The following is an 18462-nucleotide window of genomic DNA, read 5'->3' on the forward strand; positions in this document are numbered from 1 at the left end:
TACGGTTATGTCAAGCGATAAGAAAAAAATTGAGATAGAAATTCAGGGCAATGCCGATTCGCTACAGCAAGCCACGCAAAAATCCGGTGGCTTGCTGTCGGCATTAAAAGCGCAAGTGGCGTTGTTGATAACCCAATTGCAACTGGCTGTCCCTGCATTTTTGACTTTTGGGCAAGCCGCCGTGGCGGCCCTGTCACGCGCCGCAGCTGCCGCCATGGGCTTGATTACCCATATCGTCGATTTAGGCGTGCACTTGGCGCGGCTGACGGCAAACTATTTGGGCTTATCGGTAGGAATTGACACCAATAACGCCAAGCTGGAGCTAGGCCGCAAAGCCGTTGAAAAATACCATGTCGAAACCCGTATCTCATTAGGGTTTTTAAAGCATTTTGCCGACTTGCTTAAGCACTTGCCTTTCCCGGATGGCGCTGACTATGGCCTTGTCTTCAGGACCAGTGCCGATGTCACGGACAAACGACTGGTCAATCTTAAGCTTGTACACGATGAGTATACCTTCCAGATATTGCATCCCGGCAAATTTGCCCGAACAATTCCGGCTCATTATCACAACGCACTATCGCCTGGTTGCACTGGCTCAAAGCGGCATAAAGCTGGGTCATGCGCTGGTTTTTTGCGGCAGATTCATTGCGTTCGGCATCAATTTGGGCAAGCCTTCCCTAGGTTTCCGACACCTAGGCCATGATACTTTTTCCCCTGGTTTTACCGGTTGGAATTGATGCACTAAAATCCCCGTTGCCAAGCCGGGCGATATGTCTATGCAGATCGTCCACATCGGCACCTAAAGTAGCATACAAGACCCGATAGGAATGCCAAAGTGTGAGCCATCAACATGGCACCGAATAAAATGAATGGTATGAAACCGGCTATAACATAAGTTATTGCTATTAGTCTGATCGATAACAAGCCGTTTTCTAAGGCTATTCCATCGCCTCATAAATCTCCTGGGTGAAGCGCGGTGTACAAATCGCCAGAAACACCAAATCATCGTCGCCAATATTGGTGATTTGTTGGGGACATTCTGGCGGGATGATGACGACATCACCCGTTTTCACCGTTTGCGGCGGCAAACCGTCCACGTCAACACGCCCAGCCCCCGCCAGCATGACATAACGCTCGACTACACCACGCAAACGGTGCAATTTGGTCGTGACCCCTGGCCTGACCCGTGCCCTGGCTATCGAAATAGTTTCATCGGCAGCCGTATTGGATAGTTCCAAAATGAAACAACCTTCATCAAAATAATATTCATCATCTTCGTTGGCTTTTAAAATTTGTGCTCGCATGGTCTAACGCTCCGATTCTTTTTTGGCGACTTTATCGCGTAAGTATACAGGCATGGCGAGTTCCACGGGTACGGCAAGTTGTTTGGCAAAACCGCGCAGACCCAAGGCCGCAATCGCCCTGGCCCTGGGCAAATGGTCAATTTCATAATGTGGGACGCGCCCGCCCACTGTTTCCAGCAAGATTTGCGGATAAACGCCCCAGCCCGTTCCCAAGCCGACACCCGACAGGTCAGGAAACGTGACCAATCCGGCGGGCGTTACCGTTTCTTCGCCAAGCAATTGGGCAAAACCATCCGCATCACGTTGGTAAACCCCCCAGAAAATCTCGCCCATCCGTGCATCCATCGCGACAAAAGCGACATGGTCTTGATGGTGGTCGAAATAATCCTGGGCAATCGCCGCCAGTGTCGAAACCGGCACCACCAGCAAATCCAAGCCCAAGGCCAGCCCTTGGATGATGCCTGTGGCAATGCGTACTCCGGTAAATGACCCGGGGCCGCAACCGAACGCTAAAGCTTCCAAATCAGCGGGTTGTAAGCCCGCCTCTTTCAGCAAGCTATCCACCATCGGCAAAATCAGTTGCGTGTGTTCTTTGCTGGCAAGTTCATAACGTTCGTGGATGGCGCCATCAATAGCCAATGCCGCCGAGCAAGCATCGGTTGCGGTTTCTACGGCGAGTAGTTTCATGTTAAGTTCCTGTAGGAAGTGCTTCGGATCGTTCTGCAAAAAACGCCTGGACATCGGCAATATCCCGCGTCCGTTTCATCGGCGGCACGCTGTCCAGGAACATCTGCCCGTAAGAGCGTTTCAATAAACGCGGATCGCAAACCATCAATACGCCCCGGTCATTTTCATCACGGATCAGGCGGCCTATGCCTTGCCTTAAGGCGATGACGGCGGCGGGGATTTGGTATTCAAAAAACGGATTTTTGCCTTGCTTGGCCATCGCATCCAGACGCGCTTTCAAGACCGGGTCGCCAGGTGAGGAAAACGGCAGTTTGTCGATAATCACGCACGACAAGGCTTCGCCGCGCACATCCACGCCTTCCCAAAAACTCGATGTGCCGAGCAACACCGCGTTCCCCGCTTTTTTAAACTGTTCCAGCAATTGTGCTTTGGGGCGGCTGCCTTGCACCAGCAAAGGATAAGGCAGTTTGTTTTGCAACAGTTTTTCCGCTTGTTGCAAGGCGCGGTGGCTGGTGAACAGGAAAAACGCGCGGCCTTTGCTGGCTTGCAAGACGGGCAACACAAACTCCACTATTAAGGGAATAAAGTTGGGTTCATTCGGTTGCGGCAAGCCTTTGGGATGATAAAACAAGGATTGGTTGGCATAATCAAACGGGCTGCCCCAGCTTTGGCTGCGTGGCTGGTCCAGCCCCAGATTGTTGGCAAAATGGTCGAAGCGGCCCGCGACACTGAGCGTCGCCGACGTGAAAATCCAAGTGGCTTTATGATGCTGCATAAACAGCCGGAATTCTCCGGCAATATCCAGCGGTGTGCGGCTGAGGGTGAAGGTTTTGCGGTGGACTTCATACCAGCGTATCCATTTGCCGCTGTGGTCATCCAGGATGGTTTTGACTTGCTGCACCAGCTCGTCAGCACGTTTGAAACAGGTTTCCAAGCCTTTGGTTTTGACTGAGGCCAGCTCCAATTGCGCTGCCAAGCGTTGCAACTGGTCTTTGACCGCTTGCAAGCCCGCCATAATTTTGGGGTTGCTTTCCAGTTCTTGCCATTCGCCGCGCTTCAATTCCATGCCGAATGCCAGGCGCAAGTCCTTGACTTCATGCTCCAGCTCTTCGGCGGCGGCGCGTAAGGCCGGAATATCGGTGGCATCCTTAAAATATTCGATCAGCGAATCTTGCGCCAAATCATTTAACTGCTTGGCCCCGATATGTGTACCTAAAAAATTGGACGCGGTATCCGCCAATTGATGCGCTTCATCAATAACCACCACTTCGGCGTTGGGCAGGAGTTCGCCAAAACCGCTGTCACGGATGGACCAATCGGCGCACAGCAAATGATGGTTGACGACCAGCACTTCGGCCTCCTGGGCTTTTTTCCGGGCCTTGACTAAAAAGCATTCGGCGTAATCAGGGCAATCCTGGCCCAAGCAATTTTCCACCGTGGAAGTCGCCAGATACCAGACCGGGCTGGCTTCCGGGACATCGGCAATATCGGCGATGTCGCCCGTTTGGGTATGTTTGCCCCAAGCGTTGATTTTGGATATATCCACGGCATCTTCTTTGCTGAATCCCAGGTTCGACGTCAAGGCATTTTTCAAACGGTAAGTGCAAAGATAATTGCTGCGGCCTTTTAGCAAAGCCGCCATAAACGGCGTTTTCACGGCTTTGCGCAATAGCGGCAAATCTTTGTTGAACAATTGGTCTTGCAGATTTTTTGTCCCTGTGGAAACAATGACTTTTTGCCCTGACAAAATCGCCGGAACCAGATAGGCGAAGGTCTTGCCGGTGCCTGTCCCCGCTTCGGCGAGCAAATGTTGGCGGTCGGTGATGGCGGACTGGATCGCCCGCGCCATTTCCAGTTGCGAGTCCCGTGGTTGATAACCGTCAATGACAGCCGCCAACACGCCATCGTGGCTAAAAAAAGAAGTTAATTCGGTCACTGGTTTGTTTATCGAAAAAATTTCAAAAGACGACATAGTAGGGCAATGCCATCAAGAATGCCATGTGAAATGTCAGGGCAATCCCGTCATTCAACGGCTTCCCCGAAAATCAGTTCTGCCAGGTAGCGGTCACTCAAACCGGCCCGGAGCTTACGTTTGCGTAGGCTGTCTTTAGTGGGCGCAGTGTTGTTCAATAAATTCAGCACCGCCCGCCTGACCAAAGCCAAGTTTTCCGGTGCATGGTTTGTCCTTGTCCGGTTACGGTCTTCGCCAAACTGCACGTCCAGCACCCAATGCTGGCTATTTTCAATGGTTGGAATACGGGCGGCATTATCAATTTGAGCCGTGGCGGTGCTTGCAGATTTATCGGCAAGTGCAAGGTTCCGCGCCCAACCACGCGCTGACGGATTATCATTTTGAGCAAACACGTTTTTTAGCCTTGGACTTACGGAAGCTGCTACGCCATACAGATAGTTCCATTAGGTTTTGTTGCCATTTCGATAATGCCTAACGGTTGCCTTTTAGCCTATTCCCTGCATAAGCCTTAGCCTTCGCGCCTTTCTGATTATCCAAACCGGTATATTTAGTCTTAAACACTTGCGTCTTTCCCGTGACAGGCACTGTACTCTTAGGCTGGAACGACGGCACTAAATGCTGTTTGCCATTGCCGATCAAATCCGCCCTGCCCATGTCTTTTAACGCATCACGCAGCAAAGGCCAGTTTTTTGGGTCGTGGTAACGTAAAAAAGCCTTGTGCAAGCGGCGTTGTTTGACGCTTTTCGGGATGGCAATATCGGGGGCTTTGTGGCTGACTTTGTGCAGCGTGTCTTTGCCGGAATGGTACATCGCCGTCGCGGTCGCCATCGGTGACGGCAAAAAGGCCTGCACTTGGTCGGCCCTAAAACCATTGCGCTTTAGCCAAATCGCCAAATTCAACATGTCTTCGTCGGTCGTGCCAGGATGCGCGGCGATGAAGTACGGGATCAGATATTGCTCCTTGCCCGCTTCTTTGGAATATTTATCGAACATTTCTTTGAAGCGGTGGTATGTCCCCATGCCCGGTTTCATCATTTTGGATAGCGGGCCTTGCTCGGTATGTTCAGGGGCGATTTTCAAATAACCGCCGACATGGTGTGTGACCAATTCCTTGACGTATTCCGGCGATTCGACCGCCAAATCGTAACGCAAGCCTGAGGCGATGAAGATTTTCTTGATGCCAGGCAAGGCGCGGGCGCGGCGGTAGAGTTTGATGAGCGGTGTGTGGTCGGTATTGAGATTGGGGCAAATCCCTGGATACACGCAGGAGGGCTTGCGGCAAGCGGCTTCGATTTTTTCGTCTTTGCAGGCCAAACGGTACATGTTCGCGGTCGGGCCGCCCAAATCGGAAATGTGTCCGGTGAACGCGGGCGAGGTGTCGCGGATCGCTTCAATCTCGCGGATGATCGAGTCTTCCGAGCGGCTTTGGATGATGCGGCCTTCGTGCTCGGTGATCGAACAAAACGTGCAACCACCGAAGCAGCCGCGCATGATGTTGACCGAATGCTGGATCATTTCAAACGCGGGGATGTGCGCCTTGCCATAGGTTTTGTGCGGCAAGCGCGAGTAGGATAAATCGAACACGCCGTCCATTTCTTTGGTGGTCAGCGGAATCGGCGGCGGATTGAGCCAGACTTCACGGTTGCCGTGGCGTTGGATCAAAGGCCGCGCATTGCCGGGATTGGTTTCGGCGTGCATGACCCGCGAGGCGTGGGCGTACAACACGGGGTCGTCTTTGACGGCTTCATAAGATGGCAAGCGCAACACGGTTTTGGCGCGTTGGCTGCGTAAAGCCAGCTTATCGAAACGGATGGCGGATTCCCCAATATCCAGCAACGGGTTGGCGGATTCAGGTTTCAGATCGCAAGCCGGTTCTTCTTGGTACGGATTCACGGGCGGCGCAATCGCTCCTGGCTTGTCAATGTCGGTGGAATCTTTCGCGGCAAAATCGGCGGGGATTTGTTTGACGAAATGCGCCGTGCCACGTATGCCTTTGAGTTCGCTGATGTGTTCGCCATTTGCCAAACGATGGGCGATTTCGACAATCTGCCGCTCGGCATTGCCGTACACCAGCAAATCGGCCTTGCTGTCGAGCAATACCGATTTACGCACCGTGTCCGACCAATAATCGTAATGGGCGATGCGGCGCAGACTGGCTTCGATGCCGCCGATGATGATGGTCACGTCTTTAAACGCTTCGCGGCAGCGGTGCGAATAGACGTTGACGGCGCGGTCAGGGCGTTTGCCCGCCGCCCCGTCGGGTGTGTAGGCATCGTTGGAGCGGATCTTTTTATCGGACGTGTAGCGGTTGACCATCGAATCCATATTGCCGCCGGTCACGCCGAAAAACAGGTTGGGACGGCCTAATGTCTTAAAATCCGCCACGCCCGTCCAATCCGGTTGCGAGAGAATACCAACGCGGAAACCTTGCGCTTCCAGCAAGCGCCCGATCAAGGCCATGCCAAAGCTGGGATGGTCGATATACGCATCGCCGGTCACTAAAATCACATCGCAACTGTCCCAACCCAAAGCATCCATTTCTTCGTGGGTCATTGGCAATTCCGATGCCACGCCAAAGCGTTGCGCCCAGTATTTGCGGTAGCCGAACAGATAGGGGGCGGATAAGGAAGTCTCGGTCATGGTTTTATCACTTGTTTAAGGGTGCTGGCGTTATGTTTTTTCAACTCTTTCAAAAACGCCGGAAAATCAATTTGATATTTTTGCTCAAGTGCGGCGGCGCGGGCACGTAAGCTTTTTAGCGTCACTGCCGGTGGCGTGGAATTGAACGCGAGACCAATGATATTGCCACGCCCGGTCACGGGCAAAAACAGGATTTTCCAGTCGAATGCCCTCCCCAGCCACAAGGCGGCGGATTGGAACACCGGATTGCTGGTGCCGCCCCATAAATTAATGACCAGGATGCCATCGTCTTTTAACATCGCTTGGCAAGCATCAAAAAACGTCTGGTTGCTGATGGACCCGGCCATACCCTCATGGTCGAAAGCGTCAACCACCATCAGGCTGTAACGCTCGCGGTGGCTGTCCGCACGCTTACGGACATACTGGCCGCCATCATCAATAATCACTTTTAAGCGGCGGTCAAACGGCAAAGCAAAATGGCTGCGGGCGACCCTGACCACACTTTCGCGGCATTCCACTACGGTCAGGTGGCAATCGGGGAAATGCTGCAAAAGATGCTTGGTGATAGACCCGCCGCCCAAACCGACAACCAAGGCTTTATCCGCTAAAGTTTCTTTAAACAGCATCCAACAGGTCATAGTCCGCACATAAGCAAGAGCCAATTGGTCTGGTTCATCCAAATACATCGCACTTTGTATAGACGCCGAGCCAAAATGCAAAGACCTCACCCCCGCCAATTCCACCACCTCGATAATACCGTCATCATCATGGCTTTGGTGGACAAGCAAACCATCATATTTGTACATAACACATTCATTTCTAATAGATAACCGATCATTATACAGGTAAAAAATAGTTTTGCGGGGAAGATAATGCCTTGATTTTTATGAATGGCAATTAGGAATATCGGTGGGCAATATTTTCGCAAACCGTAAATCCCAAAAAATCCAAAATCTTGTCAAGAAATGCTTCGAAAAGCATCGATTTGGCGGGATTTTCAATCTATAAGCATATCTATGACGCTATTACTAACCACTTTTTAGTAGGGTGGTTTAGAATGCTATTTTTAAATTTTCTCCTGCCTTGTCGATGACTAAAGCACTGTTCAAATTTGATGATTTTTTAAAAAAAGCCTGTTATTTCGAGGCTTCGCTCATTTTGGTCGCGATGCTGTTGGGCTGGTTTGCACACATCAATCCCTTTGCCACTATCCACTTATCCAAAGCCAGCGTGCTTTATGGCGTGATCGGCACAGTGCCGTTATTTTTGATGTTTTTGGCTTTGGAGCGGATAGAAAGGCATTCGGTCGCGCAAATTCGGCAATTCCTGCTCAGAACGTTGGGCCCTTGTCTGCACCGTTATGATTGGGTGAATTTATTCATTCTGGCGGCAGTGGCGGGAATTTCAGAAGAAGTCCTGTTTCGCGGTGTTATCCAGCCGTGGATTGAGGTATCTTGGGGAGGGATGGTGGGCTTATTGGTCAGCAACCTGTTGTTCGGCTTCGTGCATTCCGTGACCCCGCTGTATTCCATCCTAGCGGCATTGGTGGGCATTTATCTGGGGCTGGCTATGGATTTCCAAGGTGAAAGAAACCTGCTGACACCGATCATCATCCATACCCTGTATGATTTTCTGGCCTTTCTTGCCCTGATACGGACTTATCGGTCTGGCTTGGTTACCGCATCTAAAAATTAAACGGGATCAGTTGCCAAACTAACTACTGGGTGCGGCCGGATAGCCAGGCAACTATTTAAACGATGGCCCTGCCTAGAAACTATCGCTACGGACATTGCCTCTTGTAACCATAACCGCACCCCCACAAATCAACCAACGGGAATGCACAATGAAAGTATTGGCGGTGTACAGTATCAAAGGCGGTGTCGGCAAAACAGCCAGTGCCGTAAACTTGGCGTTTATCGCCGCGCGTAGCGGCTACCGCACCTTGGTTTGGGATCTTGACCCGCAAGCCGCCAGCAGTTATTACTTCAACATCAAACCCAAGCATAAAGGCAGCAGCAAGCAATTGATTGCCAATGATGGTGAGCTTGAAGATTTGATTAAAGCCACCGAGTTTGAAAATCTGGATTTATTGCCAGCCGATTTTGCTTTCCGCAATATCGACTTGTTGCTGGACACCAAGAAAAAACCCACCCGACAACTGAAAAAACGCCTGAAACCCTTGGCGGATGCTTACGATTTTATTTTCCTCGATTGCCCACCTAATATTTCCTTGCTCTCGGAAGCTATTTTTGCTGCCGCTGACGTGCTCTTGTCGCCAATTATCCCGACGACCTTATCGTTACGGACTCTGCAACAATTACAATCGTTTATGCTTAGCCACGAACTGGAAGCCCTGCCCTTGCTAGCGTTTTTTTCTATGGTGGACAGGCGGAAAAAAATGCACAAAGAAATGATGCAACATTTACTGGATACCTTTCCTGGAACCTTGGCAACGGCCATCCCCTATGCCAGTGACATTGAGCGTATGGGCCTGGAATGCAAGCCATTGGCAGCGTTTATCAAAAACAGCCCGTCTACGATAGCTTATAATGAACTCTGGCAAGAAATTCTGGCCCGCATTACCGTCAACGATTAAGGCGATTTCCAAGAATGAATGTACCCAAATCGCGCAGGATTTTTGCTCATTTTCAAGGCGTAAAAATAGGCGCATAGCGGGCTATGTAACTGTTTTTACAACGCAGAAAATGAACAAAAAGACCAGTGAGTTGGGTATATTCTTCGCCGGAAATCGCCTAAGCACGGTAAGCTGGAATAAACCAGTCCGGGCAAAAGCAAGGCCCGGTGTTGCATACGGCAAATTTGCCGATAGGATGTTGGCACGGCACAAACTTTAGACCCAGGACAAAAAACAATGGAAGCTTCTGAAAAACTTCATACTGCACAGTTTTTGCAGCATCAGTTGCAAGAAGTCACCACCTTGCTGGCCAAGCAGCAACTCGAAAAATCCCTGGTGCAACGAGGGCCCGCCACCAATCATGAGCTAGTGGAAACAGTGCTGCACAAGCAGCATCAAACCAGGCTGCAAGAAAAATTCTCGTTATTGCATCCGGCGGATATTGCCCTTATCCTGGAATCGCTGCCTCTGGATCAGCGTAAAACCGTCTGGGACGCCATTAAAACCAACCATGACGGGCAAGTTTTACTGGAGGTTTCCGATGCGGTAAGACAGACCTTGATTTCCGGCATGGCGGCCGAAGAACTGGCTTCCGTCGCCGGTAATCTGGATGCCGATGAAATCGCCGACTTGGCAGCCGATCTGCCCAAGCGGGCGATGCTGAGAATTTTGCGCTCTCTAAACAGCACCGAACGCACCCATCTAAATGCCATCCTGTCTTATCAGGATAACCAGGTTGGCGCGTTGATGGATTTTGGCATGATCACCATCCGCGACGATATGAGCCTGAAAGCCATTTCTTCGTATATCCGCAAATTGGGCAAATTACCCGGCCATACCGACAAGTTGTTTGTCGTTGACCAGCACAATCAGGTCAAAGGCATTTTGCCGTTACAAAGATTGCTGACCCACTCGTCTTCCTTGCATGTTGCGGAAGTCATGGTCACGGATTTTGTCGTGTTCCAGACCGACCAGGACACCAGCGAAGCGTCACGCGCCTTTGAACGCTATGACTTGATTTCCGCGCCGGTGGTGGATAAAAACGGCGAATTGCAAGGACGGCTGTGCGTCGACAGCATCATGGATTATATCCGCGAGAAGTCTGATGAAGATTTGTTGTCCCAGGCCGGGGTCACCGAAGAAGAGGATTTGTTTTCCAGTGTCTGGAAAAGTGCGAAAAACCGCTGGGGTTGGCTGTTGATCAACATCATCACCGCGTTTGCTTCAACCCGTATCATCGGTTTGTTTGAAAACGTGATTTTGCAACTGGTGGCATTGGCCTCGCTGATGCCAATAGTCGCGGCGATGGGCGGCAACACCGGCAACCAAACCAGCATGTTGATCATCCGCTCTTTGGCCTTAGGGCAAATCACCCCGGCCAATGTGCAGCGGCTGATCAAAAAGGAACTGACGCTGGCTTTGCTCAACGGCTCGTTGATCGGCCTGATTATGGGTTTGCTGGGATTTTTGCTGTATCGGGATATTGCCTTGGCGGGAGTCATGGCAACGGCGATGTTCATCAACCTGCTGGTTGCCGTGATGGTCGGGCTGAGCATCCCTTTGGTGCGCCATAAATTCGGCAAGGATCCGGCGGTCGGCACCAGCGTCATCCTGACTTCCATCACCGACTCGATGGGTTTTTTTATTGTGCTGGGACTGGCGAACCTTTTTTTGCTGGGTAAATAGGTTTTTCAGGCTTGGCATACGAATAAAATCACCATAAACGGATATATTTTATGGTGACAGCCAATTCCTGCAAAAGCTTTAGCCCTGTTTTGTCACCGCCTCATCCTTAATAATGCCACGGTTGATGAGCAGATTGATGACGGATTGTACGCTTTCATCCAAGGATTGCTCTTTAGTGTTCACCGCCAACTCAGGGTTTTCAGGTGCTTCATAAGGCGAATCAATGCCAGTAAAAAAAGGGATTTGTCCGGCACGGGCTTTTTTATACAAGCCTTTCACATCGCGTTGTTCACAGGTTTCAATCGGACATTGGCAATAAATTTCCAGAAATTCACCGTGGGGGACTAAATTTCTTGCCGCATTGCGATCTGATTTAAAAGGAGAAATAAACGCCGTCAACGTTATCACGCCCGCTTCGATAATCAGCTTGGCGACTTCACCTATCCTTCTGATATTTTCCACACGGTCATGGTCACTAAACGTCAAATCACTGCATAAACCATGACGCACATTATCGCCGTCCAGTACAAAGGTAGAAATCCCCATATTGTGCAAATAATCTTCCACCGCGTGTGCAAGTGTTGATTTGCCCGAACCAGACAATCCCGTAAACCATATAATGACACTTTTGTGTTGATGGAGATTTTCCCTATCTGCGCGGGAGACAGTGGCATGATGCCAGACAGTATTGGTGCTTTTGGTTGTAGTCATACAAGTTATCGGATTAAAAGGTGATAGGTGATGTTAAGGGTATTTTTCCGCAAAGGCTGTGATAAATGCACTTAACTGCCCTAGCGGCAAATGGTTGATGCCCGCCGCACTTTTGCGCCCGCCTCCGGTCGGGAAAGCCGAACATAATTCATCGGCGCCGGTCAGGTTGGTCAATGGCGCGCGGACACTGATTTGATAATCGCCCTTGTCGGTAAAACTCAGCACCGCATGGGCGCGGCTAGGCGTTTGGTTCGCCAGCTCGTTGCCGAACACCCCGCTGATGCGCCTGGCCCAGGCCACATCCGGCAGGATATACACGCCAATCGTATCTGTTTGATGTTCCGGGGTGATTTTCAAGGCTTGTGCCATATCATCCGAATAACCACCCAACAACTGTTGGTAAGTGGCCGGGTTATCCGCCATAAAATCAAAAGGCGAGGCGTAAGGGGCCAATTCCCGAAACAACACATCCGGGGCAAAATGCAAGTCACTGAGACTGCCGCCATAACCGTTATAATTGATGCAAACACCCAGATCATTCAGTTGTTTTAACCGGGTTTCCGATAAGGCCAACGGTTTAGCCGCCTGCTCGGCACTGGCAATAAGGTTATCCCCAAATGCCGCCGTCACCGCCCAAGCACGGTATTTGCCTTCAAGATGCTGGTCAACCAACAAACTGGTGCAGACATTGGCATCGGTATTGATGAGGGTTTTTAGATGGGGATGCACCGGAATTTCACCCGGTTGATGGTGATCGACATAAAACACCCGTGCACCTTCCGCCAAAATCCTATCCAATGCGCCACGGTTTTTTTCCAGAGAAACATCCAGGACGGTGATCTGGTCATTTGCAACAACCGATAATGACTCCAATAACTGAATATCCCTTTTGATACCCGTCACCAGTTTTGCGTCGGCCGGCTGTGCAAGCCGCAACTGCACTAGCGCGCAAATGCCGTCCGCATCACCATTAAATACATCAATAAACATTGCTTTATCCTGATTGTGGTAAGGGGTTTGTATTGTACGAGATGGCGGCGATTAATTCAAAATAGCTTCCAAACCACACCGAATAGATATGGGATGAAAAAATTTATTGGAGGTAGAATATCGCAACGCACTTCCAAAATATCCCATTATTAATGATAAACGAAGACAAACCAGTCAATTTACGGTTTCTGAAAGCCACGCTGAGGCATGTTTTACCAAACAACCAAGCGGTATCCCTGGCAATTCTATTGATTGTCATCTTTTTGATGATTTACTTCCTATCCGACTTGCTCATGCCGGTGTTCGCATCAATCGTGATTGCCTACCTACTTGAAGGCCTGGCAGGTAACGCGGAAAAACGTGGCTTACCCAGGTTGCTAGCGGTTTATCTAGTATTTTCGGTGTTCTTGACTTGCCTGATTTTTTTACTGTTTTATTTAATGCCTATCGTTTCCCAGCAATCTGTCGAACTGGTGCAACATATCCCGGAAATCATTAGCCGCGCCCAAAACGGCATCATGCGCTTGCCGGATATGTACCCAAAATTCATTTCCGAAAACAAAATCCAACAAATCATGAATGCCGTGCAAAAAGAATTACTGACCTATGGGCAAAACGTCCTGTCGCTGTCAGCCGCCTCTGTCATAGGCTTGGTCAGCGCCTTGATTTACTTGTTCCTGGTGCCGATGATGGTGTTTTTCTTTTTAAAAGATAAGCGGCTGTTTATCAACTGGTTTTTGCAATTCATGCCAAGAGACCGGCATTTGACGGTGCGGGTCTGGACAGAAGTCGACACCCAAATCGGCAATTATATTCGCGGCAAATTTTCCGAAGTGTTCATTCTTTGGTTAATGAGCTATGCCACCTTTGCCGCTATGGATATGAATTACGCCATGCTGCTCGCGGTGTTGATGGGATTATCGGTGATAATTCCTTATATCGGCGCGACACTGGTCACGTTACCGGTGTTGATTGTCGCCTATTTCCAATGGGGACTGGTTGGCGACGAATTTATGACTATCGTTATCGCCTACTCCATCATCCAAGCCCTAGATGCCGTGGTGCTGATCCCCCTCCTTTTTTCCGAAGCCGTCAACTTACATCCTGTCGCCATTATCATTGCCATCTTGTTTTTTGGCGGCTTATGGGGATTTTGGGGGGTTTTTCTGGCAATCCCACTAGCAACCGTAGTCAAAGCCGTATTGACCGCATGGCCGAGGATTGGGGATATTGAACCGACAGCTCCATGTTAATGGCTGGTGTAAACATTGATTTTTTTGTCTATCCTGAAAGCCTAAAATTAAGGCCATTGCACCGGAATGGGCAATTTTAACCGAGAACAAAAAACATCAATGCCTTGCCGCCTTGAAAAGGGACGGTCAGCAAAACCTATCCATTGCATCAATAAATCCATTATAATTCCTCAAATCGCTGGTGTAGCTCAGTCGGTAGAGCAACACATTCGTAATGTGTGGGTCGCGAGTTCGATTCTCGCCACTAGCTCCAATAAAATCATATAGTTAATAAAAATAACCCGCCATTTTTATTTTTTATGGGACATTGGCGGGGCACTTCGCGGTAAAAAACCACAACACACCAAAACACAAAAAGCCGTTTCAATTCAGCTAAACGCGCCAGCTTAATCCCAATCCGTCGATAACAAACAGGCCTCTTTCTTGGCTCAAAAATAGCCAATTCAGGCGGTATTTATTTTGAATTGCCCCTCAAGTGTCCCATTAATGCGATTAAATTAATTAACATCATGTTAATTATATAAATTAAAGTAAATATAAACACATTTATAATGTGTTGTTGCTGTTTGCTGTGCTTTGTTATAGACTTTCACCGTCATAAACAAAACGGGCTTGGAAGTGCTACCAACACAGCAGCCCTAACCGATTCACTTAACGATTGAGGTTAAGCAAATGGCTAAACAGCATTATACCGCCATTGCCCCAAGGGGTTTACATGGCAAGCATTGAAAAACGCACCACGGACGCAAACGAAACATCCTACCGCGTAAAAGTCCGCCTAAAAGGCTACCCCACCCAAACCGCAACCTTCCAACGATTGACCGATGCCAAAAAATGGGCGGCAGCTACCGAATCGGCAATCCGTGAAGGCCGACATTTCAAAACCGCCGAAGCCAAAAAGCATACTTTTGCGGATTTGGTGGATAGGTACATCAAAGACGTATTACCTAGCAAACCCAAAAAAGCCAAGGATAAAACCCAGCAATTGACATGGTGGAAAGCAAAACTGGGTTATTGCTTGTTATCGGACATTTCAGCCGCCTTGATTGTGCAATGTCGTGACGAATTGAGTAACGGCATTACTTCACGCGGCACACAAAGAACTCCCGCCACCGTTGTTCAATATATGACCGCGTTGAGCCACGCTTTCACTATAGCCGTGAATGAATGGCAGTGGCTGGAAGATTCACCCATGCGAAAAGTAAAAAAACCTACCTTACCCCGTGGGCGTGTCCGCTTTTTAGATGAGGATGAACGCGCCAGATTATTGACGGCTTGCCAAGCTTCCAGCAACCAACAGCTTTACCTATGCGTGATACTGGCCTTATCCACCGGAATGCGCCAAGGGGAGCTGATGGGCTTGAAATGGCAGGACGTGAACCTGAAAGACAATTTCATCATCCTGCACGAAACCAAAAACGGCGAACGGCGGCGCGTACCATTGGCGGGTATGGCACTGGAGCTATTACGCGAACACGGCAAAATTAGGCGGCTGGACACCCCGCTGCTATTCCCTAGCAACAAAGAGCCGCTGAACCCCATAGATTTACGCAAGCCTTTTGAAAATGCCCTAAACGCCGCTGATATTGAGGACTTTCACTGGCATGACCTACGCCATTGTACCGCGTCCTATCTCGCCATGAACGGCGCGAGCTTAGCCGAAATAGCCGAAGTGTTAGGCCATAAAACCCTTGCTATGGTGAAAAGATATGCACATTTGTCAGAGGGGCATGTTTCAAATGTGGTGGCTTCGATGAACCAAAAAATATTTGGGGGCGTGTGATGAATGTCGTTGTTAAAATTGAAGGACGCGATGCTTTGCCAATATGGGTTCTGCCCTTTGTAACAGGCTGGGCATTTTCGCCAGATATGCTCATTTATAGGTTGGTAAAGCCTTATCATGATGGCCCTGCACCTTTTCCGACTGCTTTCAACCTAGACACCAACAATACGCCGTCACCAATCCCTTCTGCACAATGGTATGAAATTAACAATCTAATTGAAAAACTTCGGAACGAAGTTAAAGGACAGCCAAAAACAGAATGGCGCAAACGTTCCATCGAAATAATCAAGCCACTGGAAGCCTATGTCTGGCTTGATGAATTTAACAACTGGTTTGAATGGTCACCTGAAATATTTACTAGGCATGGAAAGGATGAAATTACAGACGAGCCAATTACAGAGCCTATCGAATTGTGTTTTAACCCAATAATGAATACGGAAGATGCGCGATATTTTGAGGCGGAATATAACAGCCTGCCCGTTTCAAATGCAGCAAACGGCGTGACAAAGTGGAAGGAAGCTATAACCAATGGCTCACCAAAGTCAGAGCCGACAGAAGATAAGGGCGGTTACCCTACCATGTCGTTGTGTAATTTCGTAGAAACGGTGCTTGTTGGGATGTATGGCGATTCTGAGGCGTTACCTACCCTATATCAGTTGATTGAAAAATGCGGGCTGGTTATCTGTAACAAAGTGGTTGAAGCCCAAACAGTGCCAGCCGATAGCTTACTTGCCACGTTGCGGGAACGGGAGCAACAAGAGGCTGGTTCATTTGGCGATGCGGACTTCGACTTTTGGGAAACGCTTCAAAATGAAAGCCGTTATTCTGTTCACCGCGATGATGTGGCAATGGCTTACCACATTGCTGGCAAGCCCAGTTTTCCTTGGCTTAGTTACAGCAGCCAACTTATCCAGATTCCCGATACTGTCATTATGCCTAGTGGCTTTGGTTTGCCCGCGCAATTGCATGATTTTCAAGACGCTTTAAACCTAGACTCGTGGACTTGCCTAGAAGCTTTGTGTTGGCTTCAAGGACGAAAGGTTGATAGTTGTCGGCTTCATCAATTACCTAAATATTACCCGACTGAAACTGACTTGATTAAACGGGCGATTAAAGCAAAAAAATTAACGGAAGATAGCTCCACGTCCATGCAGTGGATTGAATGGGCTAGGAATAAAGGCTGGTTAATTCCTCCATTGTTAGAACAATGTTTGTTATCTAGCGAGCTGAAGCATTCAAATAACGCCTTGCCTGTAACTGAATCCGGGGGGGATGCTGGCGCGGGTAGCCAAGACGAAAAAATAACAGATTGGCAGAATGACCCAAACCTATTAAAGCTGCAAAAACAGCAAAAAGCCATTCTTGAAGTTATTGAGCTTAAAGAATTTAAACCGATGAAAATACCGGACGGTGAAAAGGGAACTATCGAAATTATTTGTAAGGCAGACTACCCTTTGCTTTTCGATAAAGAAAGTAGTTTTTCAACAGCTTGGAAAAAAGGCCTTAAATTAGACTTATTCAAGATGGCAAACCATGCCAGTTTTGCAAAACGCGGAAAACAATAAAACCAGCAATTACCACCTTTTACTACATCGTTTTACTACCCGCCACACCTGAATAATTGCCGACAATCCATCACAAAACGTGATGGTACTTTCCAGAAAAAGGTAATTATGTCAGAGCAACAGCAGCAAACCGAAGCCATGCAATCCGCATGGATATACTCCACCGTCCAACAATTCGCAAAACGTCACCCCGCTTTCACCGTAGGTGGATTGCGTCACCAGATTTTCTTCGAGGAAACTAACGGACTTGCAGCGTCTGGCGCGATTGTCCGTAGTGGGCGCAAGATTTTGATAAAAGAATCGGCCTATTTTGCTTGGTTAGAAGCCCAAAATGGCAAAGGCGGTGCAAAATGATTAACTCAAAAGTTATCAGGGACAATCGCCGCCATATCACCCGCGCCGACTACAACGACACCAAACCCCTGTTAGGTTCGGAGCATGTGCTTTTCCCTAAGGTTTGCAGCCTTCAAGCAAGAGCGTTAAGGCGGATGCTACCAACTGGCTTAACGCTATCCCACCGTGAATTTGATTTTGCATCACATAGCTACAGATTGGGCAGTTTTATCGACCAATTGCGGGATAAGGGCTGGACTATCGTAAACCATGACCAAGTGGCACTGACCAAAGACACTTGCAAACGCACTGCAAAATTCACCCGATATGAATTATTCGCAGAATTTACGCCGGAACTGGCGGAAAGGATAGCGGCATTTTGCAAAGCCGTTGATGATTTTGAAGCGAGGGCGGCGGCAACCGCCCAAGCAAAGGGAGCAAAGCAATGAAACTTAGACAGCAGAGTTATATTAAACGTATGGGCCTTAATTTTAAAGCAGATTTTATCCGTTTAACTGTTTGGCTATTGATGGCTAAGGGGTAATTTATGGATAGCAGACTTACCGCGTTATGCGCGGCGGGTTTGTCGCTGGTGGCAATCCCACCGATTGACGGTAAACCCACAAAACGACCCACAGAAAAAGGTTGGAACAAACCAAAAAGCGCAACCAACCCAAACGGCTACAGCTCAAATGCGAGTGATTTTATCGGCTGTGACGGCTTTAATTTTGGCCTGTACCACGGCGCAAGCAATACCCTTGCCCTTGATTTGGATGATATAGCTAATCCAGTATAAATTGATGCGATAATAGGCTATTGTAAAAACGATCATCTTGAATGAAAAACGAATGGCCTATCCAGCGGTATTCAGAAAGAAACTACTTTCAGTCATGAAAGAACAAG

18 protein-coding genes, 1 tRNA gene and 1 pseudogene are annotated in these 18462 nt (G+C 48.9%); 11 read left to right on the forward strand and 9 right to left on the reverse strand.

What is annotated here, in order from left to right:
* The first annotated feature begins 7 nt into the window (after nucleotides 1-7).
* Nucleotides 8-703 (forward strand): hypothetical protein, encoded by a 696-nt coding sequence (locus tag PHH59_RS07540; protein WP_300013586.1) that lies wholly within the window; start codon nucleotides 8-10, stop codon nucleotides 701-703.
* 235 nt (nucleotides 704-938) lie between these two features.
* On the opposite strand, the gene PHH59_RS07545 is transcribed toward PHH59_RS07540, so the two are convergent.
* The 7 genes and pseudogenes from PHH59_RS07545 to PHH59_RS16930 form a co-directional block, all read right to left on the reverse strand.
* Entirely contained in the window at nucleotides 939-1304 is a 366-nt protein-coding gene (locus tag PHH59_RS07545; RefSeq protein WP_300013589.1) for a cupin domain-containing protein, read from the reverse strand.
* 3 nt (nucleotides 1305-1307) lie between these two features.
* The gene (gene tsaB, locus PHH59_RS07550) at nucleotides 1308-1991 is read right to left on the reverse strand and encodes a tRNA (adenosine(37)-N6)-threonylcarbamoyltransferase complex dimerization subunit type 1 TsaB (RefSeq protein WP_300013592.1); all 684 of its coding nucleotides are present in this window, start codon (nucleotides 1989-1991) and stop codon (nucleotides 1308-1310) included.
* A gap of 1 nt (nucleotide 1992) precedes the next feature.
* Nucleotides 1993-3927 (reverse strand): ATP-dependent DNA helicase, encoded by a 1935-nt coding sequence (locus PHH59_RS07555; protein WP_300013595.1) that lies wholly within the window; start codon nucleotides 3925-3927, stop codon nucleotides 1993-1995.
* Between the two features lie 86 nt (nucleotides 3928-4013).
* Nucleotides 4014-4241, reverse strand: a pseudogene (locus PHH59_RS07560) (ISAs1 family transposase); the annotation flags it as partial.
* A gap of 193 nt (nucleotides 4242-4434) precedes the next feature.
* Entirely contained in the window at nucleotides 4435-6603 is a 2169-nt protein-coding gene (locus tag PHH59_RS07565) for a YgiQ family radical SAM protein (protein ID WP_300013598.1), read from the reverse strand.
* Complete coding sequence (locus PHH59_RS07570) at nucleotides 6600-7409, reverse strand: spermine synthase (protein WP_300013601.1); 810 nt, start codon at nucleotides 7407-7409, stop codon at nucleotides 6600-6602. The genes PHH59_RS07565 and PHH59_RS07570 overlap by 4 nt, the downstream gene beginning before the upstream one ends.
* A complete protein-coding gene (locus PHH59_RS16930; RefSeq protein ID WP_366145469.1) occupies nucleotides 7328-7531 on the reverse strand; it encodes a hypothetical protein in 204 nt (67 codons plus the stop codon). The genes PHH59_RS07570 and PHH59_RS16930 overlap by 82 nt, the downstream gene beginning before the upstream one ends.
* 161 nt (nucleotides 7532-7692) lie before the next feature.
* On the opposite strand from PHH59_RS16930, the gene PHH59_RS07575 reads away from it, so the two are divergent.
* The 3 genes from PHH59_RS07575 to mgtE all read left to right on the forward strand — a co-directional run bounded on the left by PHH59_RS07575 (nucleotide 7693) and on the right by mgtE (nucleotide 10924).
* Nucleotides 7693-8298, forward strand: coding sequence for a CPBP family intramembrane glutamic endopeptidase (locus PHH59_RS07575; RefSeq protein WP_300013604.1), 606 nt, complete (start codon nucleotides 7693-7695; stop codon nucleotides 8296-8298).
* 148 nt (nucleotides 8299-8446) lie between these two features.
* Nucleotides 8447-9199 carry an AAA family ATPase gene (locus PHH59_RS07580; protein ID WP_300013607.1) on the forward strand — a complete coding sequence of 251 codons (753 nt, stop codon included), beginning with the start codon at nucleotides 8447-8449 and terminating at the stop codon, nucleotides 9197-9199.
* 276 nt (nucleotides 9200-9475) lie between these two features.
* A complete protein-coding gene (mgtE, locus tag PHH59_RS07585; protein ID WP_300013610.1) occupies nucleotides 9476-10924 on the forward strand; it encodes a magnesium transporter in 1449 nt (482 codons plus the stop codon).
* A gap of 78 nt (nucleotides 10925-11002) precedes the next feature.
* Here mgtE and cysC read toward each other — a convergent pair whose 3' ends face one another.
* Entirely contained in the window at nucleotides 11003-11635 is a 633-nt protein-coding gene (gene cysC, locus PHH59_RS07590; RefSeq protein WP_300013613.1) for an adenylyl-sulfate kinase, read from the reverse strand.
* A gap of 33 nt (nucleotides 11636-11668) precedes the next feature.
* A complete protein-coding gene (locus PHH59_RS07595) occupies nucleotides 11669-12625 on the reverse strand; it encodes a DHH family phosphoesterase (protein WP_300013616.1) in 957 nt (318 codons plus the stop codon).
* A gap of 152 nt (nucleotides 12626-12777) precedes the next feature.
* Here PHH59_RS07595 and PHH59_RS07600 point away from each other — a divergent pair, with 152 nt between their 5' ends.
* The 7 genes from PHH59_RS07600 (at nucleotide 12778) to PHH59_RS07630 (ending at nucleotide 18355) form a co-directional block, all read left to right on the forward strand.
* Nucleotides 12778-13878, forward strand: coding sequence for an AI-2E family transporter (locus PHH59_RS07600; RefSeq protein ID WP_300013619.1), 1101 nt, complete (start codon nucleotides 12778-12780; stop codon nucleotides 13876-13878).
* Between the two features lie 177 nt (nucleotides 13879-14055).
* A tRNA-Thr gene (locus PHH59_RS07605) sits at nucleotides 14056-14131 on the forward strand.
* A gap of 462 nt (nucleotides 14132-14593) precedes the next feature.
* Entirely contained in the window at nucleotides 14594-15661 is a 1068-nt protein-coding gene (locus tag PHH59_RS07610; RefSeq protein WP_300013622.1) for a site-specific integrase, read from the forward strand.
* A complete protein-coding gene (locus PHH59_RS07615; protein WP_300013625.1) occupies nucleotides 15661-17226 on the forward strand; it encodes a hypothetical protein in 1566 nt (521 codons plus the stop codon). Before PHH59_RS07610 ends, PHH59_RS07615 begins: the two co-directional genes overlap by 1 nt.
* A 108-nt stretch (nucleotides 17227-17334) precedes the next feature.
* Nucleotides 17335-17580 carry a hypothetical protein gene (locus tag PHH59_RS07620; RefSeq protein ID WP_300013628.1) on the forward strand — a complete coding sequence of 82 codons (246 nt, stop codon included), beginning with the start codon at nucleotides 17335-17337 and terminating at the stop codon, nucleotides 17578-17580.
* Nucleotides 17577-18008, forward strand: a complete 432-nt coding sequence (locus PHH59_RS07625; RefSeq protein ID WP_300013631.1) for a hypothetical protein — start codon at nucleotides 17577-17579, stop codon at nucleotides 18006-18008. The genes PHH59_RS07620 and PHH59_RS07625 overlap by 4 nt, the downstream gene beginning before the upstream one ends.
* Before the next feature lie 98 nt (nucleotides 18009-18106).
* Nucleotides 18107-18355: a hypothetical protein gene (locus PHH59_RS07630; protein ID WP_300013634.1), complete on the forward strand. Its 249-nt coding sequence runs from the start codon at nucleotides 18107-18109 to the stop codon at nucleotides 18353-18355.
* Nucleotides 18356-18462 lie beyond the last annotated feature (107 nt).

The sequence above is a fragment of the Methylovulum sp. genome, assembly GCF_028687615.1.
GTDB lineage: Bacteria > Pseudomonadota > Gammaproteobacteria > Methylococcales > Methylomonadaceae > Methylovulum.

Coding starts and splice junctions, on each gene's coding strand:
- PHH59_RS07575 (WP_300013604.1), top strand. CDS start 7,693: ATGACTAAAGCACTGTTCAAATTTGATGATTTTTTAAAAAAAGCCTGT.
- PHH59_RS07630 (WP_300013634.1), top strand. CDS start 18,107: ATGGATAGCAGACTTACCGCGTTATGCGCGGCGGGTTTGTCGCTGGTG.
- tsaB (WP_300013592.1), bottom strand. CDS start 1,991: ATGAAACTACTCGCCGTAGAAACCGCAACCGATGCTTGCTCGGCGGCA.
- mgtE (WP_300013610.1), top strand. CDS start 9,476: ATGGAAGCTTCTGAAAAACTTCATACTGCACAGTTTTTGCAGCATCAG.
- PHH59_RS07570 (WP_300013601.1), bottom strand. CDS start 7,409: ATGTACAAATATGATGGTTTGCTTGTCCACCAAAGCCATGATGATGAC.
- PHH59_RS07595 (WP_300013616.1), bottom strand. CDS start 12,625: ATGTTTATTGATGTATTTAATGGTGATGCGGACGGCATTTGCGCGCTA.
- PHH59_RS07545 (WP_300013589.1), bottom strand. CDS start 1,304: ATGCGAGCACAAATTTTAAAAGCCAACGAAGATGATGAATATTATTTT.
- PHH59_RS07620 (WP_300013628.1), top strand. CDS start 17,335: ATGTCAGAGCAACAGCAGCAAACCGAAGCCATGCAATCCGCATGGATA.
- PHH59_RS07610 (WP_300013622.1), top strand. CDS start 14,594: ATGGCAAGCATTGAAAAACGCACCACGGACGCAAACGAAACATCCTAC.
- PHH59_RS07540 (WP_300013586.1), top strand. CDS start 8: ATGTCAAGCGATAAGAAAAAAATTGAGATAGAAATTCAGGGCAATGCC.
- cysC (WP_300013613.1), bottom strand. CDS start 11,635: ATGACTACAACCAAAAGCACCAATACTGTCTGGCATCATGCCACTGTC.
- PHH59_RS07600 (WP_300013619.1), top strand. CDS start 12,778: ATGATAAACGAAGACAAACCAGTCAATTTACGGTTTCTGAAAGCCACG.
- PHH59_RS07580 (WP_300013607.1), top strand. CDS start 8,447: ATGAAAGTATTGGCGGTGTACAGTATCAAAGGCGGTGTCGGCAAAACA.
- PHH59_RS07625 (WP_300013631.1), top strand. CDS start 17,577: ATGATTAACTCAAAAGTTATCAGGGACAATCGCCGCCATATCACCCGC.
- PHH59_RS07565 (WP_300013598.1), bottom strand. CDS start 6,603: ATGACCGAGACTTCCTTATCCGCCCCCTATCTGTTCGGCTACCGCAAA.
- PHH59_RS07615 (WP_300013625.1), top strand. CDS start 15,661: ATGAATGTCGTTGTTAAAATTGAAGGACGCGATGCTTTGCCAATATGG.